Below are 23,832 nucleotides of genomic sequence, written 5' to 3' on the forward strand. Positions count from 1 at the left end.
CTATATTATGTATGAAACTCATTATAATTATCCTCTTATTGAGGTGGTACAATAGAAATAATAAAAGATGATATTCGAAAATTAGGAGACCAATTAACCATGAACATCAGAAGAATACAATTAAAGGATAATCATGCGATTGAACAGATCATTAGGAACTGCCTGATTGAGTTTGGCGGGAATAGATCAGGGCTTGCGTGGGAAGATGACAGTCTGCATCATTTATATGGATATTACAATCATTGCGAGAATCGAGCCTATTGGGTTGTTGAAGAAGAAGGAGAAGTATTGGGTGGGTGCGGAATAGCGCCTTTCGGGAGTGAGGATAAAATATGCGAATTGCAAAAGATGTACTTATCTCCGTCTACTAGAGGAACTGGTATCGCGATTGCGCTATTGAACGTAGCACTGGACTTTGCCAAACTTCACTTTGACAAATGTTATCTGGAGACACTGCAAAACATGCATGCTGCCAACCGTTTTTATATGAAAAATGGATTTGAGCTTTTAGATGCCCCCATAGCGGGATCGGAGCATTTTGCATGTGATGCTTGGTATATAAAAGATTTAGCGTAATCGATTTATGTCAATTTTCAACTACAAATTTTCATTTGACAATAAAACCGTCCAGACGGTATAGTAAATAGTAGAGGTGATGAACATGAACAGTAATTCTAAACGTAAAACTATTTTAATGGCTGCTTCGATTATTGTGAAAAATAACGGAGTGGAGAAGCTTACGCTTGAAGCTGTTGCTAAAGAAGCTGGAGTCAGTAAAGGCGGGCTGCTTCACCATTTTCCAAATAAAGAAGCTTTGATAAAAGGTATGGTGGAAGAGTTAACGAACGATTTTTTTATCAATGTTCAAGATAGGGCAATGAGCGCAACGGTTGAAACAGGGAAGTGGATTCGAGCATTTACTGAAGTGGTGAGTGAAGATATTAAGGAAGGCAGAGAGATTAGCACAGCGCTTACTGCTGCTCTTTTTACCAACCCAGATATTCTTAGTAAATTTCAAAATCAATATGCAATGTGGCAAAAAAACATAGAGAACGACGGCATTGATCCTGTACTTTCTACTATTGTTAGGTTGGCAGCTGATGGGTTATGGTATTCCGAAATGTTCGGTTTAGGTGTGTTAGATGATGAATTACGCACTAAAGTCATTCAAGAATTGATAAATATGACGAAGTAAGGAGTGGGCTATCTTTGAATTCATATGTATTATTGGCAACAGCGATCATCTGTGAGGTATTTGGCAGTTCAATGCTAAAAGTATCTAACGGGTTTAAAAGGGTATTCCCTTCCATTGGCGTGATCCTTGGTATGGGTTTAGCATTTTATAGTCTTTCTTTAGCTCTTAAAACAATTCCATTAGGTACAGCTTATGCGATTTGGTCAGGGGTAGGTACAGCTTTGACAGCTATAATTGGCGTAGTTATTTATAAAGAGAACTTTAATCGTAAGAAATTACTAGGTCTACTACTCATCATTGGTGGTGTAATCATTATGAAGCTCTCTGGTGGGGCTCATTAGAATTTGGAGGCAGTAGCATGAAAAGAAATGTAGGATATTTTGCTCTAAGTATAGCAATTATCAGTGAGGTTATAGGTACTACTATGCTGAAAATGTCAGAAGGATTCACACAATTACTCCCTTCTATAGGCGTTGCTATTGGTTTTTCAATAGCATTTTATAGTTTATCTATATCCCTAAGAGAAATACCTTTAAGTTTAGCTTATGCTATATGGTCGGGTGTAGGTACAGTTCTAACAGCGTTCGTTGGTATTGTAGTGTGGGGGGATCCATTTGGTGTTCTTACTTTCGCTGGAATAGTATTAATTGTAGGAGGGGTAGTCTTATTAAACTCTCCTGACAAAGGTCTAGATAAAGAAGTGAAAACGAATGTCTAAAACAATAATAACCTTAGGCCTGAGAAATCAGGCCTTTTTGATTTGAACTGATTCCATTAGATTCCATTTATAGCCCCAACGCCTTCCAGCACATACGAAGCTGAATCTGCTTCACTGTCTGGAGGAGCTAAAGTGAACACAGATCATGCCGGATACTCCGCTACGGGCTTCGTGGATGGATACTTGACCAAGGCAACAACGCCATTCACGGTCAACATGCCAGCAGCAGGCAGCCGTGAGGTGACGTCGATATACGCTAATGCGAGTGGCAGTGCTAAGACAATTAGTGTATACGTTAATGGCACTAAAATTCTTCAGTCCTCGCTGCTTAACTTGGCAAATTGGGATTAATCTGAATGCGGGTAACAACACAATCGCATATAAATATGACGCTGGTGATTCTGGCAACGATAACCTTGACCCAATCACAGTAGCGACGACGACAACCACACATACTGCAGAGCCAACGGCGACTGCTACACCAACACCAACAGCCACACCAAGGACCACGCCAACACCTGCACCGGGTAGCAATATCGCTATCGGCAAAACGCTTACCTCTTCTTCCAGTACGCAATTGTTCGTAGCAACATCCATGATGTCTGTGTAGAGCACTACTCACAAGGAACTAGCAATTCGATTGTTCGAAACACCAATGTACGAAATAACGGTGACGATGGTCTTGCAGTATGGACAAGTAACACTAATGGTTCCGGCGGGTGTAAATAACACTTTCTCCTATAACACTATTGAGAATAACTGGCGTGCAGCAGCTTTTGGAGGCGGTAGCCATAAGGCTGAACACAACTACATCATCGACACTGTAGGTGGTTCCGGTATTCGTATGAACACCGTGTTCAACAACATCAATATTAACGGCACTGGACTTGATGGTATTACAGCTTCACGGTTCTCTGGGCCACATCAGGGTTCGGCAATCTACACCTACACAGGCAATGGCTCCGCAACGTTTAACAACTTGACGACAACGAATATCGCTAACCCTAATCTGAATTATATCCAGAGCGGTTTTAATCTGACGATTCAATAAGCAATAACATGAGGGAGAAGTTCTTCGGAACTTTTCCTTTTTTTATTTGGCGGGTAGTAAAATTCTTCAAACTTCGAGGGAGGATAATGACTTGAAGAACAAGAAATAAATAGTAGGACATCTTTAAACCGTTACGTACATAAAGGAGAGATGAAGAATGAATCAGGAAGTAATCGATTATATTGATGCTTTAAAAGAACCATGGCAGGTGGAATTATCCAATACTCTTCGTGAGGTTGTTCACCAGGCGATCCCGGATGTGCAGGAACGAATTCAGTATAAGAAGCCTCATTTTTTGAAAAATGGTAAATACGCAGCAGCCATCTCAACATCGAAAGATGCGGTAAGTTTTGTTATTTTTAATACGAGTGAGCTCGAGTTTCCAGAAGGGATGTTCGAGGGTCCTCCGGAGAGAAAAACATTTAAACTGCGTAAAGGGAATACAGTTGATGTGACTCAATTATTGACTTGGGTCAGCCAAGCCTCAGCTTCACTTTAATTGCTAGATTCATGAAGTAGGGCGGTATCTTAAAGTCATTTGACTTCATGAGATATCGTCTTTTTTATGGGTGAATTTGGCTATATCGATACATAATCATTCAATAAATTGTAAAAAATAAATCAAGTGCTAGCAATGAAGGGAATGAAACCCATGAAAAAATTAAAGCAAACTTGTTTGTTACTGCTTACGGTCCTTGCACTTAGTGCATGCTCAAGACCAGTACCAGATAAATCCCAGCTACCACCTCCAACAATTGCACCAAGCGGAGCTGAGGACAGATATACCCTTGAATCACTAGCCAGTTTGATTGGAAAAGAGGATGCTCAAGTTGTCCAATCTCTCGGCGAAGGAGCGCCCTATCGTAATGAAGGTACGAATTCTACACTTTTATCCCGCGAATATGAAGAGAAGATTGTGAATCACGAGGCAATTCTTCAGGTATCCTATGATGACTCCGGAAAAGTGATTGGAGAGACGATTCATTTTGAAGAAGCTATCAAGGAAAAATTAACGCAAGAGATAACGCAACAGCTTGGAGAGCCTACCACTAACAGCGAAGGTAACACAACAGATATGGAAAAAGAAGGCGGAGGAACAATCTTTCGTATGGAATGGCAGACGGATCAAGCCCAAATTTCTTTAATTGAATCCAATGGGACGCTGTCTATATCCATAGATACGAAGTAACAACTCTAAGTAGCTTGATCAGATTATTAGATTTTCATTTAAATAGTACCCACTCCAGTTCGTTCATCATAACGGATAGAGAGGGTACTATTTTTAAAGGGTGCTTATTGGTGGTAAGTATGATGATCTGAACATGATGTTGATTGTCATGCTTGGTGTCTCGTTGCTTACTATAGTTGTTCAATCCATCAGGGAATGGGTGATCGCAGGTACGTTTATTAAAATTGACATCGATATGATCATGAGTTTTTATCGACATGTATTTCGTTTGCCCATGCGTTACTTTGCCACACGGAAAGTGGGCGACATTTTGACTCGTGCTGGGGAAAATCAGGTCATCCGTCATTTTCTAGTTACAAATAGCATGAATGCCATTCTGAACGTGATTACGATTGTTGTATACATAGGAATTATGTTTGCATATAACGTTACGCTTGCTTGGATCGCGCTAATGTTCATACCTTGCTTCATTGCTCTTACGCTGATCGTAACGCCACTTTTGAAGCGCAACAGCAGAAAACAATTCCAAGCGGACGTAAACTTGCAGAATATATTAGTGGAAACGATTTGCGTCATGCGTACCGTGAAAGCTCTCGCGGCAGAAGATGAAGCAAGAAAGAAAGTGGAGAGAAGCTTTCGCCAATCCACTTATGTTCAAATGAAGGGCTGGAAAATCAGTATCTTCTCCGGTTCTATCGCTACAGTGCTACAAACCTTAAGTGCTGTAACTGTGTTGTATGCAGGGGCTGGATTTATTATTGTGGAGAAGCTGACTGTAGGGGAGCTGATGGCTTTTAGTGCGGTGTATGCACTCGTTACAAATGCAGCACTAGGTTTAATCGGCATTTGGGATGAGTTCCAAAACGTGCGAATTGCCTTGGAACGACTTGATGATGTCTTCGAGACAGAAGTTGAGGAAGTAAGTTCTGCCGGATTGACAGCTTTGCCAAAGCTGCAAGGGGCGATTGAATTTGAACGCGTATCGTTTCGTTACGATTCTGACGGAAAAAATGTGCTGCAGAACATATCCTTCGACCTGCTACCGGGTCAGACCATTGCGATTGTTGGTAGAAGCGGATCAGGAAAATCTACCTTGGCGAATCTATTGCTTAAATTATACCTTCCAAGCAGCGGTACCATTCGTATCGACGGACATGACTTGAAGCAGGTTCAGGCCTCTACACTTCGCAAACAAATCGGAGTTGTACAGCAGGAAGCTGGCCTTTTTAGTGGAACGATTCATGACAATATTGCTTATCAAGTTCCGGATGCCTCGATGGATGAGGTAATGTCCGCTTCTATGCTTGCGGGAGCACATGAATTCATTGTGACATTTCCGAATGGTTACGATACACAGGTTGGAGAGCGGGGTGCAAGTTTATCTGGAGGGCAGCGTCAGCGTATCGCAATAGCACGGGCGTTAATCGGAAGTCCGAAAGTTCTCATTTTTGACGAAGCGACGAGCGCGCTAGACAATGAATCTGAGAAGACGATTCAACGGAATATGAGTACGATACTCAACAATCGAACGACCCTCATCATCGCGCATCGATTGAGCACAATCCGGCATGCGGACCGCATTCTCGTTCTGGATCAAGGGGTTATTGCAGAGTCTGGTACTCATGAACAGTTAATGGCTACTAAAGGCTTATATCATATGCTCGTTAGTCAGCCATTGGATTAAAGATTAACATCTTATGCTTCTATAATATTGTAGCGAGAATGCAAATACCAAATAAGTTCTCTTCGGCTGCTGACACCTGACTTGCTAAAAATGGACTTTAAATGATCCTGGACAGTGTAAGCAGAAATATGTAGAGCAGAAGCCAATTCTTTAGTGGATAATCCTCGAATTACACCATGTAATAGCTGCTGCTCACGTTCCGTCAACCCATACGCTTCAGCAATGATGGGAAGCATGTCCGCTGGACGTGCGGGCTCGAAAGAAATAGCAACCTGGATCTGACCGTCGAAAGTCTGAAGACGGCTTGCTCGAACGACCAAATAAGGCCCCTCAGTCATACGAATGCATGCCTTCGCTATCCCCACAGATTCGGAGGGGCTGTTTAATGCTTGCGTGCTTACAGCACGGATTGGCCGTGGCAGGACATGAGCATCGATCATTTCCAATGATCGAAGCTTATCTAACCAGCGATCCGCTGCGGGATTGGACGAGAGAAGAGCCAAGTGATCAGATAGTACTGCAATGCCGGAACCATAATGATCTTCAAGCCATGTCTCCTCTCTCTCTGGAAGCTCAAGACTGAAAGCCCGCATTCTGGCTGCAATCAGAGGAATCAATGAGGTGATCCAATCACATTCCTCTTGTAAGAATTCCGATTGATCCGCATTTCTGTACAGCGTCAAATAGCCCCAACAAGATTCTCCAAGAATAAGCACTGCTCGTAGTTCATCCCGAAAACCTGCTGGAGACAAAACCTTTCGATACCGGGCACTCCGCTCTGGTTGCTGCTCGGTTGCTTCATATATTGTAGCGACGAGGAGTTTGCTATTAACCATTTGCTCGTAGCTGTTCACATCATCCCCACCGTATTCGATCTGGAACAAGTGGGGATGAATGGATTCTACGTTGTCTTCAGTAACCGCACCAGTAGAAAGCAATGTTTGTGGATCAACATGAGTACAGCAGGCGGCATCAAAAGGAAGAACTTCACGCAAGAGGGAAAGCAAGGAAGTACGGTAGTTGTGAGATGAATCACTAACCATACCTAGCTTAATGATTTGTTTTTTTATTAGACTGTAATGTTTATTGGTATTCATTGGGTAGCCCTCTAGTCATTAATGTATTATTACGAACCCCCACATTTGTGGGATAGTGAACGGAAGCGAAATCCTTATAATTGAGAATGATTCTTAATCAACTCTATTATATAGGATGCGGTGATAAAAATGCAGGAAAAAGAAGATATAGTTGTCGTTGGTGGTTATGGATATGTAGGGCGTACGATATGTGAAATATTAGAGAAACAGTTTCCAGGTAAAGTATTTTCTGCAGGGAGAAGTCTTGAAAAAGCAGAGCGGTTCAGTCAATCTACCCAGGGTAAAGTCAGGCCGTTACAGTTAGATACCAATAAGCCGTTACCTCCACATTTACTAGATCAAATGAAGCTATTCATCATGTGTTTGGATCAAACGAATACGGATTTTGTTAAAGCCTGCTTTCGTAGCGGTACGCATTATGTGGATGTATCAGCGAGCGGTCCGTTTTTATCTCAAATTGAGGCGTTCAATGAAGAGGCTGCACGATATGGGTCTAGTGCCGTTCTTAGTGTAGGGCTTGCACCCGGTATAACCAATCTAATGGCTCATGAAGCGGAGAGATTGATGGAACAGACGGAAGAAATCGAAATCGCGATAATGCTCGGACTTGGTGATTCTCATGGTAAGGCAGCGATCGAATGGACAGTGAATAGTTTAGGAGAAAAGTTTGAAGTTAAGCAGAAGGATCGTCAGGTAGAGGTGGAGAGCTTCACCGATAGAAAGTCGTATCACTTTGGTGACGATTTAGGGAGTCGCCATGCATATCGTTTCCCATTCTCAGATCTTGCCCGAACGCTCAAAGCTTCGTCCATCTCCACACGATTTTGTCTGGACTCAGTCTTCGTTACTAAAATGCTGGCTATAGCCAAAAAAACAGGGGCTGTTCGTTTGTTGAAAACAAGCTGGGTGAACAGGTGGATGGTTCGTGCTATGGAGCGGGTACATTTAGGGAGTGACCAGTTCGCTATCAAGGTTGAGGCTCGTGGAAGAAATCGAGAGGGGAAGCCAATGCATGCTGATTTAATATTGCAAGGAAAGAATCAATCCATCATCACTGCAAAAGTGACAGCAGCAGTATCAAAGCTTCTGTATGATTCACCATTTCCAGGTGGCGTATATCATATCGAGCAGTTAACAGATCTAGCATCTATACAAAAGGAATTAGGATCTACACTCTCACTGGAGATCCAAGTAAAGGAGCATAATGCAGATAAATCAAAATAAAATAATTTGTGTATAGTAATTTTGAAAGAGGCTTGATTAGTCAGGCTTCTTTTTCGTAACCCAAAAGAGTTTTGGCCGTATTAACTGATGAACATTTCATTCAGGAAGAAAATTCTGTTCTTTCCTAATGGGTCATGTTAACAAAAAGAGAAGTTGAGGTCATCACCTATGAATGAAGAATTTACAGATTACGCCGATACAGGATATTCGACCGCTGAGCAGAAGGCGGCTCAGTATTTTGCATCTCTTCGTGAACAGTTCAAAGAAAAAACTTATGTGTCCACCTTGATTGAAGATTTTCAGTTGTGGAAGAAGAACCATATTCATCGTCGTTCATGGTTGTCCTTTTTATCAAGAGGGAAAAGGAAACCTGATTCTCAGGATTATCATAGATATCTAGGATGGCTGAATCAAACCGGTAAATTGGATGATTATTTGGATCGAAGTGTTTCCTATCTTTATATGAGAGATCTGGGGCAAGCTTTGGATTCACCGAACACACAGCTACGGATTAAGCGTATGGTTGCCGACATTAGAAATCAGATGATTCATCCAGGCTCGACAAGTACGGAGGATCAGTCAGATTTCATGAGTTTGACGGGGATTTATCGTTGGGCCCAGAAGGAAGGCGTTGAAACCGCCACGATTTGGGTGATAGACAAACTTAAGCAGGTATCAGCACATCTTCCGAAGGAAATGAATCCCGAGCAAGCGCAGCGTAAATTGATCAAGATCATTATTGGGGTGATTCTCCATGTGATGGAAGAGATGGACGATGAAGTAACACCTGTGGATCGTGCCAAGAGAATTGATGAAGCGATTAGGCTTGGTTATTCATATGGCCTAACTTATCCATTCATTGACGATCTCCTTGATTCCAGTGTCTTAACCGACCAAGAGAAAGAACAGTATTCCCATATGATACGCACCGCGATCCTTAATAGAGTTGTACCGGAATTGGGTGAATGGTCAGGAGAGAACATGCCGTTCATTCGATTTGTACATTCAGAGCTTAAGGAGGCTTTTGAGTATATTAGTGGGTATCAGCGGGAAGAAATGCAGGATGCATTTTTCGAGCAGTCCTTTGTATTTTTCCATTCCCAGGAGTTGGATCGAATGAAGGAGCTTTCTAACTCTGAATACAGCAATGAAGAGCTTTTCATACCCATTATTTTAAAATCCTCATCTTCCCGTTTAATTGTCAGATCAGTAATTAGTGCTCCAACAGATGACGGATTTGATCAACGTACCTTCTTTTATGGGTTATACAATCAGCTGGCTGATGATTTTGCGGATATGTTTGACGATATGAAGGTGGGGGCGGTAACTCCCTATACTTATTATTTGCAATACCGTGGTCAACGTACGGATCTGATCAACCCTTTTGAATTATACTGGACGGTCATTTCCCATTTAATACACACCGTGTATCAATCCGATCCTAAAACCCGTGAGGTAATATTAGATCGAGCCATCAATGGCCTCAAGCGCTGTAAAGAACGTGTAGGGATTGAAAAGTATAAAGAGATCATGGAGATCTTTGCATCTGGTCAACCAGAATTTAATCGGCTTGTACAGCAGATGGTGCAGAAAGCGGACGATGTGGATTTTTTCGATAAGCTGCTTCGGGATCAGTTGCTTTTGAATCTAAAAAACAGCAAGAAGGAAAAAGTGGAATTTCGAGATACGATTCAAAGGGTCCGAGTTCAAATCAACAAACAATTGCTGATAGCTAAGCCAGCCGAGACGCCAGCCATGAAAGAGATGCTTATTGATGCAGCTAATTATAGTCTGGAGGGGGATGGTAAGCGGATAAGGCCTATATTGACTTGGGTCATGGGTGTTAACGAATATGGTATAGATGAATCGGCCATTGTGCCGCTTCTGAGATCTTTGGAATATATGCATACTGCCTCTTTGATCTTCGATGATCTTCCATCCCAGGATAATGCCTCAACCCGAAGAGGTCGTACAACTCTACACGAAGTGTATAATAGCTCCACGGCGGAATTAACTGGACTATTTTTGATTCAGAAGTCGATCGAGGAACAGGCGTCACTTCATTCTTTTGATGCAAAAGCTGTGCTTGCCTTAATGCAATATTCAGCCCAAAAAGCAGAAGATACATGTATGGGGCAGGCGATGGATTTGAATTCTAAGGGGAAAGCATTGACGCTACAGCAATTAAATATGATTTGTTTTTATAAGACCGGAATTGCATTTGAAGCTTCACTAGTGATGCCAGCCATTCTCGCTCAGGTTAAGGAGTTAGAAATTCTGTCTTTGAAAAAATTTGCCTACCATGCGGGGATTGCCTTTCAGATTAAAGATGATTTGCTCGATTTGGAAGGGGATCATCATTTACTAGGTAAGCCGATAGGGCAGGATGTGGAGAATAACAATTCGACTTTTGTATCTATACTTGGTCCAGAAGGCGCAAGAAAAGAGATGTGGGAACACTATTGCCTTGCCATGGAAGCATTGAAGGAGATCCCTCGTAATATTGCTTTTCTGAAGCATTTATTGAATTACATGATTAATCGAAATCGATAATTGGTTTGAAAATAGTGTGTTGGCATAATGCCAGCACTTTTTTTATGCTTTTGTATTGCTTATTACTTATTTATAGTAATTGAAATTTATAGTTTATAATCGAAAATGCGTGTACGATGAAGTTGAAAAGAGATAAAGGAGGTGATTACTTGTGAAGCTAGGAATTTTCTCGAAAGTATACTTGAACTATGAACTGGAGATCGCCTTACACAAAGTCAAAGCCCAGGGCATGAGTACGGTTCAATTCAATTTTGCTAATGTAGGATTGGAAAGTTTACCTAAAGAAATCAATCAGGAAACCATCCATCAAATCAAAGAAGCAACAATCAATAGTGGGGTTAACATCGCGGTGATCTCAGGGACTTTTAATACGTTAGAGCTAAATGAGGAGAAGAAGTACGATAATTTACAGTGTTTTAAAAATGTAGTTGAGGCTGCAGCAGCATTAGCTGTTCCGTATGTTTCGATTTCTACGGGTAGCTTGAACCAAGAAGATTTCTGGAGTCCTCATCCAGATAATCATACAGAAAGAGCATGGTCACTATTGCATGAAAGTCTTGCGTGGATGCTGAATATTGCAGAAGATAACCATGTAACGCTAGTATTTGAACCTGAACAAACCAATGTGGTGAGTACGGCAGAAGATGCTTTGAGACTATTACAAGATCTGGACACACCCTATCTTAAGGTTTTGTATGATGCAGCAAATCTAGTAACTCCACAGGATCATAAGGACCTCTTAGGTAAGATATCAAAAACGCTAACAGCGCTGAAGGAGCACATTGCCATTGCGCATTGCAAGGATGCTTTTGTAACCGAAGAGAAGATCACTTTTGCACCGGTGGGTAAAGGAAACTTGCCTTTAAAGGAATATCTAAATGAATTAAGTAAGGTTTATGACGGGCCTGTTATTATGCATGGGTTAGCTGAGGACGATGTAGCGCATGCTTTGAATTACCTTAACTAGAATAGGAGGACATGAATATGAAAAAAGAAAACAAATTGTTGAACATCGGTGTTTTAGGCTGCGGTCAGATTTCACAAGCGGCGCATTTTGACTCTATAAGGCGTTCACGTAATGCTCACCTTTACGCAATATGCGATGTGGACGATTACTTGCTCCAAAGAATGAATGCTATCTATGAACCTGACAAGGTTTATACGGATTATGATCAAATGTTGGCGGACCTGAGCGTAGATGCTGTTGTTATCGGAATTGCGGATCAATTTCACGTGGAGGCTGCTAAACAAGCAGTGCGAGCAGGTAAACATGTATTAGTAGAAAAGCCTTTAGGTGTATCGATCGAAGAAGTGGAAGAATTAAAAGAACTTGTGGATCGTACCGATCTCAAGGTTCAAGTTGGAAATATGAAGAGATTTGACCCCGGTATAGTAGCAGCTAAAGAGTTTGTGGATCATGAAATGGGTGAGATTATTGGCTTGAAAGCTTGGTATTGTGATTCCACTTATCGATATACCGTCACCGAAAATGTTCAGCCAGTGATTATATCTGGTAAAAATGTGAAGAGACCTAGTGGAGATCCAAAAGCAAATAAGGAATGTTATTATATTTTAGGTCATGGAAGCCATTTGTTCGATACCGCAAGATATCTAGGTGGAAATATAGTAAGTGTGAAAGCATGGAATACACAAAAGTTCGGTGCCTATTGCTGGTTTATTACTGCGGAGTTTGAAAGCGGCTTTGTAGCTCAATTGGATTTGACCATTGCGGTTGAGATGGATTGGCATGAAGGGTTCCAAATTTATGGTGAATTCGGATCAGTGGTAGGGAAGACTTATAACCCTTGGACATTAAAATCAAGCGATGTAGAAATTTTCAAAGCTAGTGATAACAGCTACCACAGACCGCTCGGAGCCGATGGCCATTTTTATAGATTGCAGATTGAAGGTTTCGCGGATTCTGTTCTGCATAATAAGCCAGGTGTAGGGGCAACGATTGAGGATGGGATTGCTACGATGAGAGCGATGCTCGCTGTAGAAGAATCCGTGAAGACTGGAAATACTATTTACCTAAGTAACGTTTCAGGTCCTTTGTAAAGGAGGAGAGAATATGCCTTACTTTACCTACGATCACATTCGATTTTATTATGAAGATGATGGAGGGGAGGAAGAGCCTTTTATATTTCTTCATGGTCTAGGCGGAGACGTCAATCAAACTTTCGGGTTAATGAAGCAAACAGATCACATACGAAGGATCTCACTAGATTTTCGAGGTCATGGAAAGACTGTGGACTTTGGTCATGCGGATGATTTTTCTTTTAAACAATTCGCGGAAGATGTAATGGCTTTAACGAACTATCTTCGTATCCATCAATTTAATATTGGAGGAATATCAACAGGTGCTGGCGTATCGCTTCATTTAGCTTTGAGATATCCGGCTAGGATTAAGAAGCTTATTCTGTCTCGTCCAGCCTGGGAAGATAAGCCGCAAGAGGCGTTGGTTCGTAAACAGATACGAAAATTCTGAGGTCTACCAAACCATAAATTCATTATCGTCTTATGCGGGTGAAACCCTATTAGGGCAGTTTAAATATCCTTATGTAAAAGAAACCTCGATGAAGTTTGTTAAGCTGCCAATGGATTGTCCTAATAATGATTGTGAGGCTTGGAAAAACTTAAAGATACCCACATTGATCCTTGCTAGTCAACTTGATCCTATTCATCCATACGCCTACGGACGATTACTCTCAGAATACATCCCAAACGCCCAATTTAATGAGATTACTTCCAAAACGATCAGTAATAAGCAGCATAATCATGATTCGTACGACACGATCAAGAGTTTTTTAAACGAGAGATGAGCACAGTCCTCAACGGTGTTCATCTTTTTTTGTACTTCAGAAGAAATAAACTATACCGTAACCACGTTAACTCCAAGTTTTGTATAGGTATCAATAGTCTTGTTATCCACTGTACTTTCAGTGATTAAATAGTCCAATGAGGATACGTTTGCTACAAAAAAAGTTGATATTTTCTCCAGCTTTTCTTTCGTAGCTATGGCAATGACCATGGAGGATTGTTCAAAGAGCTGATTCTTAATAATGGATTCCTCATTAGAGGGTACGGTTATGCCCACTTTTGAATCCAGCGTGGATACGCCAAGAAACGTTAGATCCAAATGGATTTGCTGTATCGCTCTAAGCGTTGAAGCTCCGAATAACACTTGGTTCTTTTTATCGAGGTCGCCACCTAACAAGGTTATACTAGCTTTGGACAACCGGCATAGTGATAAAGCAATAGAGGGGGAATTGGTAATAATTCTTCCATCAAAATGCTCAGGGATGTTCTCAGCTACTTTTAAATTTGTGACCCGCCATCAATAAAGATGACCTTTGAATTCTCAATAAGCGTGCAAGCTCGTTTAGCTAAGTCAGCTTTGGTCTGGCTATTGAATTCTAAACGTGAATTGAAATCTTTCATGTCACTAATTAGGCTATGGGCTCCACCGTGAATTCGTTTGAGAAGTCCCAACTTCGATAAGCTTTGTAAGTCTTTTCGTATGGTATCTTCAGTTACATTTAATTCCTGTGTTAATTCTAGGACAACAACGCGGCCCTCGGTCTCTACTTTTTTTAGGATGTACGCCTGTCTGTCAGCTTTTAGCACCGATCCACCTCTTTTCACAAAATGCTTTAAAGGATGTACTTAACGTTACTATTTTACAACATATTAAATGAATTTGAAAAAAAATCAATCGTTTTTACGTTCAACTCCGTCTTACTTATATGTACATGAGGTGGATGCATCTTCCTGATATAAGAAAGAGGGGGTGGTGGAAGGTGGAAAACACAATGGATGAAGTCAGAATGGTAGATTTTGCGCAAATGGATGAAGAAGCTTTTTTTAGACGTTTGTATGTGGAGCATCGAAAAATGTACGCTATTGCTTATAGTTATCTACGAACAGAGGCAGACACGCTGGAAGTGATCCAAGAAGCGTCATGCAGGGCATGGATGAAACGCAAAAAATTAAAGGACGAACAGTCCTTCACACCCTGGCTGATTCGAATAACGATCAACTGCTGCATGGATGAATTAAGGCGCAAAAAACGTGTGGTTGTAGCTGAAAAGATGGTGGAGGAAGCGGCACAGGAAATGAAGAGTAATGACCGAATTGACCTGGAGCGTGCGATGAATCGGATAAAACCTAAATACCGGCATGTCGTAACGCTTAAATACTACCATGACATGACCACTATCGAAATTGCTAAAGTGCTAAAAAGACCAGAAGGTACCATTAAGACTTGGCTGCGTGAGGGACTCAAACAGCTTCGGAGCTATCTATAGCAATATTGGAGGTGAACGGAATGACAGAAAAAGAAGAACGTATTCTACATAAGAACATCGATGAAGTGCAACAAAATGTCGAAACAATACAGGAGATGAAAATCTACAACGCTATGAAAAAGGGAATTGTGGAGGGGAAAAAGCGAGAAAAGCGACGCATCTATACTACAGGTATGGGCGTGGTTGCAGCTGCAGCGGTTGCGTTTCTATTTACATATTCAACGATCGGATTACCGGATAAGGGGGTAGCTCAACCTTCTGTACAATCAGCTAGCACTAAAAATACGGATAATTTCAAAGCTTATCGCTCTTTCTCCAGGTTAGATCCTGCACTTGCAAGTGCTCTTGAACAGAATCTCGTGATGCCGGTGGGTCAGAGTGCGGAAAACAAGGGTTACCGTATAGATGTGACTGGTGCCGTTACAGATGGACGGAAGGTATATGTCCTATATAGTGTTCAGAACAATACGGACGAAGTAGTTATACATGCGGATTTTGCACTTCAATTTGAAGGGATAAAGGAGTCGTCTCTTCACAAAGGCGCATCATTAAGTATGCTTGCTAGCGAGAGCCGAATTCAACCAGGGCAGTCTATGGATTTTATATACTCCACTAATCTTTCACCAACAGTTAAATACCCAAAGAAAGTAAACTATAATATTATTCTTACTGAAACTTCAGATAAGGCTCTCCTATCCAGTAGTAATAAGTATCGGACTAGCCTAGATGTTGCTTTCGAGCTTGATCCTGATATGCTCAAAGCACAGGAACGTATACTGGACACAGACGGAACACTTACAGTGGACCGGCAAAAGATTAAAGTAACTGGGGTCCAATATACTCCGCTTAGCACCTATGTAGATCTGGAGTATGATCAAAACAATGATAAACGGATTTTTCAATTGATCAACCCAGTTCTAATCAGTAAGCATGAAGGCACTGAAGAGAAGTCTTATTATCCCACACTTATCACTGCTGATAACTCTGAAGTCTACTCGGACGATTCCAAGACTACGCTGGTGTTTAAAAATAGTAAAAAGATTGTAGAGAGTAAGCCAGACAGCGTCTCGTTGAAAGCATTCGGAATTTCGGCAGTCGAAAAGGATCAAATGAAAATTGTCGTCGATCTTAACAAGTATCAGCTTATTGAAGCGCCCGGAAGTGGACTTGAGTTAGTCACGCCAACTCCAGAGAATGATGCAATGGAGGGAACGATCCTCTTAAGACATAAGCTTGAGAATGCTCAATATTTGAACTATTATACCCGTACGTCTGAAACCTTCACGGACGGAGAAGGGAAAGTGCATCAGTCTGGATATACTACAAATAGGAGCGCGGTATTAAATTTTGGCGGATTTATGAGGGCACAGGATGGGGCAGGCGTGGACGAGTTTATATATATATTTGGAGCAGAAGCGAAGAACTATCCTCAGCCATTGACTATAACGCTAGAGAAATATATAAATCCTATTACGGATACGCAGGCCGTGGAGTTGTACTCGAAGAATTAGGAATCAATGAATCATTCAATAAAAGTTTAAATTTATTAACCGTTGATATCCCTATCAACGGCTTTTTGTGATCTCACGACTTCATTTTTTGAAATTTAAGAAATACTTAATATATACCGCACTTCTTTTTAAATAGTTTTTCTTATTCTATGTACATGAAGGAGGTTACTGTAAGGATGATAAATCCAACGATCAGGAAATGGCTTCGAAAGGATGTCTCAGCGGCAATGATGTTCCTGGCACCAAGCGGTATCGGATTCGCGATGTTTTACCTTATACCGTTTGTTATGGGAGTATTCTATTCTTTTATGGACAGCACGATAGATGGCCATTTTGTAGGGTTTGATAATTACCGAGAGTTGTTAGAGAGCGGTTCCTTCCGTAAAGCAGCATCCAATACATTTTATTTTAGCGCGATAAGTGTTCCACTTATGCTTGTACTCTCGTTAGGATTAGCGATGTTATTGAATAAAAATACATATTTTCGGAATTGGCTGAGGACTGGATACGTATTGCCGCTTGTCGTACCTGTCGCTTCTATCATTTTGATCTGGCAGATGCTCTTCGATTGGAATGGCTCGCTTAACGCCTGGCTGAACAACTTCGGTATCGATCGTGTGGATTGGATGAAGACGGATGCAGCTAGAAATGTAATCATTGTTGTTTATTTATGGAAGAACATCGGTTATAACGTGATTTTATTCTTGGCGGGATTGCAGCAAATTCCAAAGGATTATTATGAAACAGCTCAAATTGAAGGTGCTGGACGATTACGGCAGTTTCGCAGTATTACGCTTGTCTATCTAACCTCTTCAATGTTTTTTGTGGTCATTATGTCGATTATTAATTCATTCAAAGTGTTTCGAGAAACGTATTTGATTGCAGGTGATTATCCGCACGATAGCATTTACATGATGCAGCATTACATGAACAACATGTTCATGTCGCTCGATATTCAGAAGCTGACTGCCGCGGCGACCTTAATGTTTGGTTGTATTTTATTGATTGTGTTGGGATTGTTTGCATTTGAGCGGAGGCATCGAAAATTCATGGAATAGGGGTGAAAAAGGTTGTGCCAGTTGTCAAAGTGTTTCGAAAAGGGGCATTAACACTCGTCATGGCTGTTATTGCAGTCTTGTTATTATTCCCAATTGTGATCACATTCACAAATTCGTTAATGACAGAGAAAGAAATTGAGATCAATTATGGACCTATCGGGCAGATGGACGAGGTAATTGAAGGGAGAGAAACTCCTTTTGTGAATTTAAAATTGCTGCCGGATCAAGTGTCCTTGGAGCAGTATGGTAAGGTGCTCCTGGACAACCCGAAATATCTGACGATGTTCTGGAATTCAGTATTCATGGTTGTACCCATCATTGCAGGACAAACATTGGTAGCAGCACTCGCTGCCTATGCTTTCTCGAAGCTGAAATTCCGGGGACGAGATCCTTTGTTTCTTATCTATGTCCTAACGATGCTTATGCCTTTCCAAGTGACGCTAGTACCGAACTATATTATGGCGGATAAGCTAGGATTATTAGATAGCTCATATGCGATTATATTGCCAGGAATTTTCGCAGCTTTTGGTGTGTTTATGCTCAGGCAATTCATGTTGGATATACCGTACGCCTATATCGAAGCGAGCAAAATGGATGGAGCCGGACATTTGCTTATCTTTTACAAGATTATTGTTCCGATGATTAAACCTGGTCTGGCAGCACTTGTCATATTATTGTTCGTTGATTATTGGAATATGGTGGAGCAGCCGCTTATTTTTCTAGACGACCCGTATAAGCGGCCCTTGTCGGTCTTTTTATCGAGGATCAACGAAGGTGAGCGAGGAATCGCTTTTGCTGCATCCATACTCTACATGGCTCCAATGGTGCTGCTGTTTTTATATGCGGAATCGTATTTTATTGAAGGCATTCAATTGTCTGGTATCAAAGGTTGATTGGAGGAGAAAGACGGGATATGGAGTTAGGTATAGGGCTGACTGATCGTAGACGCAAACGAAATATTCAAGTCGTCTTCATGGTTTTTATGGGATTATTATTGTTTTTTACATTATTTAGTAACACGATACAATCTTTGACCTTGCCGAAAGTTAGAACCGAAAAACCAACAAAGGGTAATCTTTTATTTACGATTGAAGGTAGTGGGATATTGCAGCCACTTGCTGAAGTTAAACTTTCGAATACTTCCGGACTAAAGGTCGAACAAATTCTTGTGAAAGAAGGACAACGTGTAAAAAAGGGACAAAAGCTTATTATCTATGAGAGCATAACTGCTGAGCAAGAATTGAAAGATGAATTAACAAATTTAGAAAAGCAGAAAGTTGATCAACAAAATAGGGAAGATCAGTACATCCAATCCGCGCTCGAAGAGGATGAATTCAAAATCAGAAATGCAAGACGTGATATCGAAAAAGGTAAGTTAGATATCTTAGCTCAGGAAAATAAGATTAGCGGGCTAAAAAATCGTCTAACAAGCGAAAAACAACTATTCTCTCCTTTCGATGGTCTGATTTCAAAACTGAATGCCGTCGAAGGGTTAGCTTCAATGGGAGAACCGGATGTAATTGTATCCAACAGTAGTCGGGGTTACAGATTGGATATTATTATGGATTCCGTGCATTTGTCCAATTTAGGGATTTCTGCTGGAGAAAAGATAGAGGTTGAGGTTGATATGAATCATGGACAAGAAGCCCGGACCCTAAGTGGCTCCATTGAAGAAGTTGCGAATTCAGAGTCACGTACTGATAGCCCCTCTAGTAATGAGTCCGGGAAGACTCAAACCATTCCTCAAAAGAATTTGAGAATAAAAGTCGTTGATCCAGAACTTAAAGGAGGTGAACAGGCTCGGATCAAAATCGAAAAACATTCACTCCAAGAGGGATTACTCCTATCCAATGAAGCTATTCATGAGGATCGCGAAGGTTTGTTTGTCTATAAAGTTGACGAGCAGCGGGGGGCATTAGGCAATGTCTTTGTCGCTCAAAAAGTTCGTATTCACTCCAGTGAAAAAAACGAGAAAGAAACGATGATTCAATCGGATATTCTCTATGAGGAGGATTCAATTATTCTGGAAAGTAGTGAACCTCTTGAAGACGGGAACCGAGTTCGACTGCAATAAGAATTCATATAAACGAGAAAATAGTAGGAGGAAATCAAATGTTTAAAAGGTCTATTTTTGTACTATTAATGGGTGCTTTGATAATGACAACGGCATGTAATTCCGGAGGTAATGAGAAAGTGGAAAGTAAGGGGAAAACGACAACTGAAGAGGGGAAGACAATCTTGACTCTATCTCTAGCAGAATCGAGTGCATTCTATCAGGCGCTAGAGAAAAAGTTTGAAGCGAAATACCCGGATATCGACCTACAAATTAAGGCATATAAAGAAGTGGGAAATGAGTGGGGGGAGAATGGTTATGTAGAATATAAAAAAACAACGAATACAGCCCTACTCTCCGGAAAAGGTGCAGATATTTTTGATGTAAGCGCCTTTTCAATCGATGATTATGTGAGTAAAAAGTTGCTTGTGAACATGAATGATATATTTGAACAAGATAAAACGGTAAATAAGAGCGATTTAGAAATGAATGTTTTGGACGCAATGAAGGTGAACGACGGTCTATACTTCATTCCTACCGGGTTCGCTTTTAGAGCGTTCATAGGTGATGGAAATATGATTAAGAACTCTAATGTGAAGATTGACGATAAGAAGTGGAATTGGAAAGAGTTTGGAGAGCTATCGAAGGAAATTATACAACAGGCTGGGAAGGACGGTAAAAACAAACTGTATGCCTTAACGGATTACCCAGCGGAAATGACACTCCAAGAAATGGCTATTGATAATTATAATTTGTTTGTTGATAGTGAAGCGAAACAAGCGAAGTTCGACTCGCCTGATTTTGTGGAGCTGTTGGAACAAGTCAAGAAAATGTATAAAGAACAAGTTTTGACTGCGGAGCCAGCGGAGATAGGTAATCAGCTATTTAACTCCATCGTTATATGGTCACCAACAGACTTTATCGATGGTCCATATTCTTACTTTGAAAATCCGGTGTACCTTCAAAAGCCACATGCAGGTCAGACTGGTGGTATGAGACTCATTCCTTCATCTATGCTCGCCATACAAGCCAATACTCCGGTGAAAGAAGAAGCTTATAAGTTTATGACCTTCTTGTTATCTGAAGAAGCACAGTCCTTGCAAGATAGAGAAGGATTCTCTCTGCTCCAATCAGTGAACGATAAGAATTTAAACGATATTCAGGAAAAGGTGAAAAGTGGAGCATATAAGCTTCCAACCGGAAAAGCGGCTAAGGTTTCTGATGAAGAATTTACTAAGTTTAAAGAAATCATTCATACGGTAGATCAATATGCGGAACTGGATACTAAAGTGCTTTCTATTATTAGAGAGGAGTCCTCATCATTCTTCAGTGGACAAAAATCTGCGGAAGATGTTGCAAAGCTGATCCAGAATCGAGTAGCAACCGTTCTAAACGAATAGATGTATTGAACAGGATTTTGTATAAGGAGGGAGACTCATGCACAAACCACTAAAAACATACACTGTAGTTCTGCTCAGTGCAATGATGTTAAGCCAACCTCTTGCAAACAGCATATACGCAGCACCGACAGGTGCTTCAACTGCAGCGGTATTCACTCTTGATAAACTTGGGTCGATCGCTTTAAAGAACAATGTCAACGTGAAGCTAATAGATATGAATATTTTAGAGCAACCGAGCGGTAATATACTTATATACACACTTAGTTATAGCAATAGTAGTACCAATAGTGTAGCTTACGTAGATTATTTCTCAAGGGTTACTACAACTGGGGGGACAGTCATACAAGGTAAACCTGTCACGAGAGATGTTACTAAAAAAAATATTCCTCCACAGAGTAGTCAAATTGTAACTTACTACGTGAATATTGGAGAGTCTACAAAATTAAACGGCACCAAAGTGACCCTATTGAAGTGGGATTTCAGTAGCCAGGATTATCAGAAAAAGCTGGGTGTATTCTCCATTCCGGCAAGTTATTCAGTTGTCGTTCCTCAAGGCCAGAGCAAGAAGCTCACGCTGGATAATCTGCAAGTTGATATCAAAGCGGAAAGTATGCAAAGGCTTAAAAGGAATGGAAAAGTCTATATGAGAGTTGGCGTTAGTTACACGAATTTGGGTAAAAAAGTGCTAAGCAATTCTACTTATATTGCGTACCTGAGATCAGCTGGTGGTTCGGTGTTCGAACTTAAGCAGGAGGATGCTAGCAGCAGTTTCAATGTACAGTCCCAAGAAAAGAAGACGATTTATTATTTAACTGAAGTTCCTTCCTATATGAAGACTGAACATATGATCTTGCAATTTGCACAAGAAGATGAAGCTTTGAAAATAATGCTACCTGTTAAATCTTTTAAGCTTCCTTCAGTAACAACTTCTGACTTCGCTGTGGCTAATTATGCTGTGAAAAAGATTTCTATCAAGAATAACACGGTTGAAACACAATTGAAGAGTGCTTCCGTATATTCGGAAAATGACTTTGCGAAATGGAATCTTCAATTCCGCCTAAAGAATCTTGGGAATAAACCTGTCACGCTACCTGCATATGAGCTTACGGTTAAAGCTGCTGAAGGATTAAGTATTCCGGTAGATTCAAAAGCACTTGCGAATGTAATATTGAAACCACTTGAAGAAAAGATCGTCAGTCTCAGTGCGGATGTGCCATTAACACTTAATCAAGGTACGTTAAAGCTGGAGTGGACGGAACCCGCTGTTGATGACAAGGTTGTTTTTCCAACTGCGTTGTATAACATTCCGTATGCTCTAGAATATAATAATCTGATGGGACAAGAGTATATGGTCGAGAACAGGTACGGGAAGTTCATGGTGAAGCTTGGATCCTATCAGCGGTTGCCTTGGGATGATGGTGATCAAATCGTAACTAATATCAGCATCCGGAACACAGGCTTAACCTCAGTACAGCTACCTTCTTTAAAAGCTATAGTCAAAGCAGGAATGAGTGATCTGAGCAGTACAGCCCAGATCGTGACCACAAATTCGCAAACGTCACTAGCTCCTAATGAAACAAAAGAGATATTTGTGATAGCGAAAGTGCCATATTCTTATAGCTTCAATCAGCTGAAAATTGTGCTACAAGATACCTCTGGAGATGAAGTCACGAAGTTTCTCTCCATGTATTCAAACTCGCTAAATAATGTGATCCATACGATTGCTGCAGGTGAATCTCATCATATGAATTCGTTAGGCAAAAAAGCAGAAGTCCGTGAGCGTCGGACAACCACATATAATTCTAACAAATCTAATTTGATCTATACGGAACTGGAAATGATTAGCGAAGAACCACGCCAGTCGAAACAGGCACAGCTGGTAGCTTATTACAAAACACCTGATAACCAATTTTTCAACGCGATGGTTAGCCAATCGACAACGCCAACTAGCCCAAATGGTAAAAAATTGGTTACCATCTGGAGTAAGCTTCCCCAAGGTGTGGATACCTCTCAGCTTGTGCTATATATTGGAGAAGGGGTTGCTGACGGTAAGCTTACAGATCTAGGGGGGACATCAACTGGATTTATCAATAGTGTTAAATTAGCACTTACCCCTAAAGCAGTAATCTCACAGAATAATCTAATAAGTGTTGATCTATTCCCTTACAACCTTTCGGTTGCAAATGCAGTGGGTTACATTACTGAAGAGAGGGACACATTAGATATAGCTGTAAATTATAGCTTATCCGAACAAGAAGATTTTGAAGCAGGTGCCTATGAGCATAAGTTAGTCTTAGAGCTTATTGACCCTTACGGACAATCTATGGAGAAGACTTTGGTAATGGGGACTGATTTGCCAATGGGTAAAAATAAGTCATACACAACTTCATTTAATAGTAACCTTTACAATAAATTAAGGGGAGGAAGCTTCCGTATAAATTTATATGATGAATTCCAGGGTCATAGGGTGTTGCTAGGGAGTCAATCCTACCCGATAACTTACAAAACATCTGAATCGAGAAAACCTAATGGTAGTGGAAGCACAGGCAATTAAAATAGGGTAAAGAATCAAGTCAAAAGTGTTGGCATAACTGCCAGCACTTTTTTTAAATATAAGAAATTATAAATTTCACACGTTACTCTATGTCTTATATTTCTCGCATATACTTATGAACTTTTTATGGAAATTCCTTCAATGTATGTTCTTTACATTGACTGTTCTCATTCTTTTCGTTAAGATTACCTCTGCGCTTCAATGCCCAAAAGCCATAAAGCTTAAAAGCGCGTAAGCG

General features: G+C 40.8%; 25 protein-coding genes. 22 read left to right on the forward strand and 3 right to left on the reverse strand.

Going from position 1 to position 23,832, the window contains the following annotated elements; all coding sequences use genetic code 11:
• Positions 1 to 99 precede the first annotated feature (99 nt).
• The 10 genes from MHH52_RS13885 to MHH52_RS13930 all read left to right on the forward strand — a co-directional run bounded on the left by MHH52_RS13885 (position 100) and on the right by MHH52_RS13930 (position 5,837).
• Positions 100 to 576 carry a GNAT family N-acetyltransferase gene (locus MHH52_RS13885; protein ID WP_313636870.1) on the forward strand — a complete coding sequence of 159 codons (477 nt, stop codon included), beginning with the start codon at positions 100 to 102 and terminating at the stop codon, positions 574 to 576.
• Between the two features lie 85 nt (positions 577 to 661).
• A complete protein-coding gene (locus MHH52_RS13890; RefSeq protein WP_313636869.1) occupies positions 662 to 1,195 on the forward strand; it encodes a TetR/AcrR family transcriptional regulator in 534 nt (177 codons plus the stop codon).
• Between the two features lie 14 nt (positions 1,196 to 1,209).
• A complete protein-coding gene (locus MHH52_RS13895; protein WP_042188043.1) occupies positions 1,210 to 1,536 on the forward strand; it encodes a multidrug efflux SMR transporter in 327 nt (108 codons plus the stop codon).
• A 17-nt stretch (positions 1,537 to 1,553) separates the two neighbouring features.
• Positions 1,554 to 1,913: a multidrug efflux SMR transporter gene (locus MHH52_RS13900; RefSeq protein WP_313636867.1), complete on the forward strand. Its 360-nt coding sequence runs from the start codon at positions 1,554 to 1,556 to the stop codon at positions 1,911 to 1,913.
• Between the two features lie 132 nt (positions 1,914 to 2,045).
• The gene (locus MHH52_RS13905) at positions 2,046 to 2,264 is read left to right on the forward strand and encodes a hypothetical protein (protein WP_340009257.1); all 219 of its coding nucleotides are present in this window, start codon (positions 2,046 to 2,048) and stop codon (positions 2,262 to 2,264) included.
• Complete coding sequence (locus tag MHH52_RS13910) at positions 2,212 to 2,523, forward strand: hypothetical protein (RefSeq protein ID WP_340009259.1); 312 nt, start codon at positions 2,212 to 2,214, stop codon at positions 2,521 to 2,523. Before MHH52_RS13905 ends, MHH52_RS13910 begins: the two co-directional genes overlap by 53 nt.
• Before the next feature lie 45 nt (positions 2,524 to 2,568).
• Entirely contained in the window at positions 2,569 to 2,964 is a 396-nt protein-coding gene (locus MHH52_RS13915) for a hypothetical protein (RefSeq protein WP_340009261.1), read from the forward strand.
• A gap of 157 nt (positions 2,965 to 3,121) precedes the next feature.
• Positions 3,122 to 3,463, forward strand: a complete 342-nt coding sequence (locus MHH52_RS13920; protein ID WP_313636866.1) for a DUF1801 domain-containing protein — start codon at positions 3,122 to 3,124, stop codon at positions 3,461 to 3,463.
• Positions 3,464 to 3,616: 153 nt separating this feature from the next.
• Entirely contained in the window at positions 3,617 to 4,153 is a 537-nt protein-coding gene (locus MHH52_RS13925; RefSeq protein WP_340009263.1) for a hypothetical protein, read from the forward strand.
• Between the two features lie 100 nt (positions 4,154 to 4,253).
• On the forward strand, positions 4,254 to 5,837 hold the full coding sequence (locus tag MHH52_RS13930) for a peptidase domain-containing ABC transporter (RefSeq protein ID WP_340009265.1): 1,584 nt from the start codon (positions 4,254 to 4,256) through the stop codon (positions 5,835 to 5,837).
• 11 nt (positions 5,838 to 5,848) lie between these two features.
• Here the strand turns inward: MHH52_RS13930 and MHH52_RS13935 are convergent, their stop codons facing one another.
• Entirely contained in the window at positions 5,849 to 6,934 is a 1,086-nt protein-coding gene (locus MHH52_RS13935) for a helix-turn-helix transcriptional regulator (RefSeq protein ID WP_340009267.1), read from the reverse strand.
• 129 nt (positions 6,935 to 7,063) lie between these two features.
• Here MHH52_RS13935 and MHH52_RS13940 point away from each other — a divergent pair, with 129 nt between their 5' ends.
• The 5 genes from MHH52_RS13940 (at position 7,064) to MHH52_RS13960 (ending at position 13,199) form a co-directional block, all read left to right on the forward strand.
• Positions 7,064 to 8,158 (forward strand): saccharopine dehydrogenase NADP-binding domain-containing protein, encoded by a 1,095-nt coding sequence (locus MHH52_RS13940; RefSeq protein WP_340009269.1) that lies wholly within the window; start codon positions 7,064 to 7,066, stop codon positions 8,156 to 8,158.
• Between the two features lie 168 nt (positions 8,159 to 8,326).
• The gene (locus MHH52_RS13945) at positions 8,327 to 10,711 is read left to right on the forward strand and encodes a polyprenyl synthetase family protein (protein WP_340009271.1); all 2,385 of its coding nucleotides are present in this window, start codon (positions 8,327 to 8,329) and stop codon (positions 10,709 to 10,711) included.
• A gap of 151 nt (positions 10,712 to 10,862) precedes the next feature.
• Complete coding sequence (locus MHH52_RS13950) at positions 10,863 to 11,678, forward strand: sugar phosphate isomerase/epimerase (protein ID WP_340009273.1); 816 nt, start codon at positions 10,863 to 10,865, stop codon at positions 11,676 to 11,678.
• A 17-nt stretch (positions 11,679 to 11,695) separates the two neighbouring features.
• Complete coding sequence (locus MHH52_RS13955) at positions 11,696 to 12,769, forward strand: Gfo/Idh/MocA family oxidoreductase (RefSeq protein ID WP_340009275.1); 1,074 nt, start codon at positions 11,696 to 11,698, stop codon at positions 12,767 to 12,769.
• 13 nt (positions 12,770 to 12,782) lie between these two features.
• Entirely contained in the window at positions 12,783 to 13,199 is a 417-nt protein-coding gene (locus MHH52_RS13960; protein WP_340009277.1) for an alpha/beta hydrolase, read from the forward strand.
• 384 nt (positions 13,200 to 13,583) lie between these two features.
• Here the strand turns inward: MHH52_RS13960 and MHH52_RS13965 are convergent, their stop codons facing one another.
• Entirely contained in the window at positions 13,584 to 14,015 is a 432-nt protein-coding gene (locus tag MHH52_RS13965) for a hypothetical protein (RefSeq protein WP_340009640.1), read from the reverse strand.
• Between the two features lie 14 nt (positions 14,016 to 14,029).
• Positions 14,030 to 14,338: a DeoR family transcriptional regulator gene (locus MHH52_RS13970; RefSeq protein ID WP_340009279.1), complete on the reverse strand. Its 309-nt coding sequence runs from the start codon at positions 14,336 to 14,338 to the stop codon at positions 14,030 to 14,032.
• A gap of 185 nt (positions 14,339 to 14,523) precedes the next feature.
• On the opposite strand from MHH52_RS13970, the gene MHH52_RS13975 reads away from it, so the two are divergent.
• The 7 genes from MHH52_RS13975 (at position 14,524) to MHH52_RS14005 (ending at position 23,594) form a co-directional block, all read left to right on the forward strand.
• On the forward strand, positions 14,524 to 15,018 hold the full coding sequence (locus MHH52_RS13975; RefSeq protein WP_340009281.1) for an RNA polymerase sigma factor: 495 nt from the start codon (positions 14,524 to 14,526) through the stop codon (positions 15,016 to 15,018).
• A 20-nt stretch (positions 15,019 to 15,038) separates the two neighbouring features.
• A complete protein-coding gene (locus MHH52_RS13980) occupies positions 15,039 to 16,529 on the forward strand; it encodes a DUF4179 domain-containing protein (RefSeq protein WP_340009283.1) in 1,491 nt (496 codons plus the stop codon).
• 176 nt (positions 16,530 to 16,705) lie between these two features.
• Entirely contained in the window at positions 16,706 to 17,587 is an 882-nt protein-coding gene (locus tag MHH52_RS13985) for a sugar ABC transporter permease (RefSeq protein ID WP_340009285.1), read from the forward strand.
• 14 nt (positions 17,588 to 17,601) lie between these two features.
• Entirely contained in the window at positions 17,602 to 18,480 is an 879-nt protein-coding gene (locus MHH52_RS13990) for a carbohydrate ABC transporter permease (RefSeq protein ID WP_340009287.1), read from the forward strand.
• An 80-nt stretch (positions 18,481 to 18,560) separates the two neighbouring features.
• Positions 18,561 to 19,661 (forward strand): biotin/lipoyl-binding protein, encoded by a 1,101-nt coding sequence (locus MHH52_RS13995; RefSeq protein ID WP_340009289.1) that lies wholly within the window; start codon positions 18,561 to 18,563, stop codon positions 19,659 to 19,661.
• A 38-nt stretch (positions 19,662 to 19,699) separates the two neighbouring features.
• A complete protein-coding gene (locus MHH52_RS14000; protein WP_313636853.1) occupies positions 19,700 to 21,040 on the forward strand; it encodes an ABC transporter substrate-binding protein in 1,341 nt (446 codons plus the stop codon).
• Between the two features lie 37 nt (positions 21,041 to 21,077).
• Entirely contained in the window at positions 21,078 to 23,594 is a 2,517-nt protein-coding gene (locus MHH52_RS14005) for a hypothetical protein (protein WP_340009290.1), read from the forward strand.
• Positions 23,595 to 23,832 lie beyond the last annotated feature (238 nt).

The organism is Paenibacillus sp. FSL K6-0276 (genome assembly GCF_037977235.1).
Taxonomy (GTDB): domain Bacteria; phylum Bacillota; class Bacilli; order Paenibacillales; family Paenibacillaceae; genus Paenibacillus_AQ.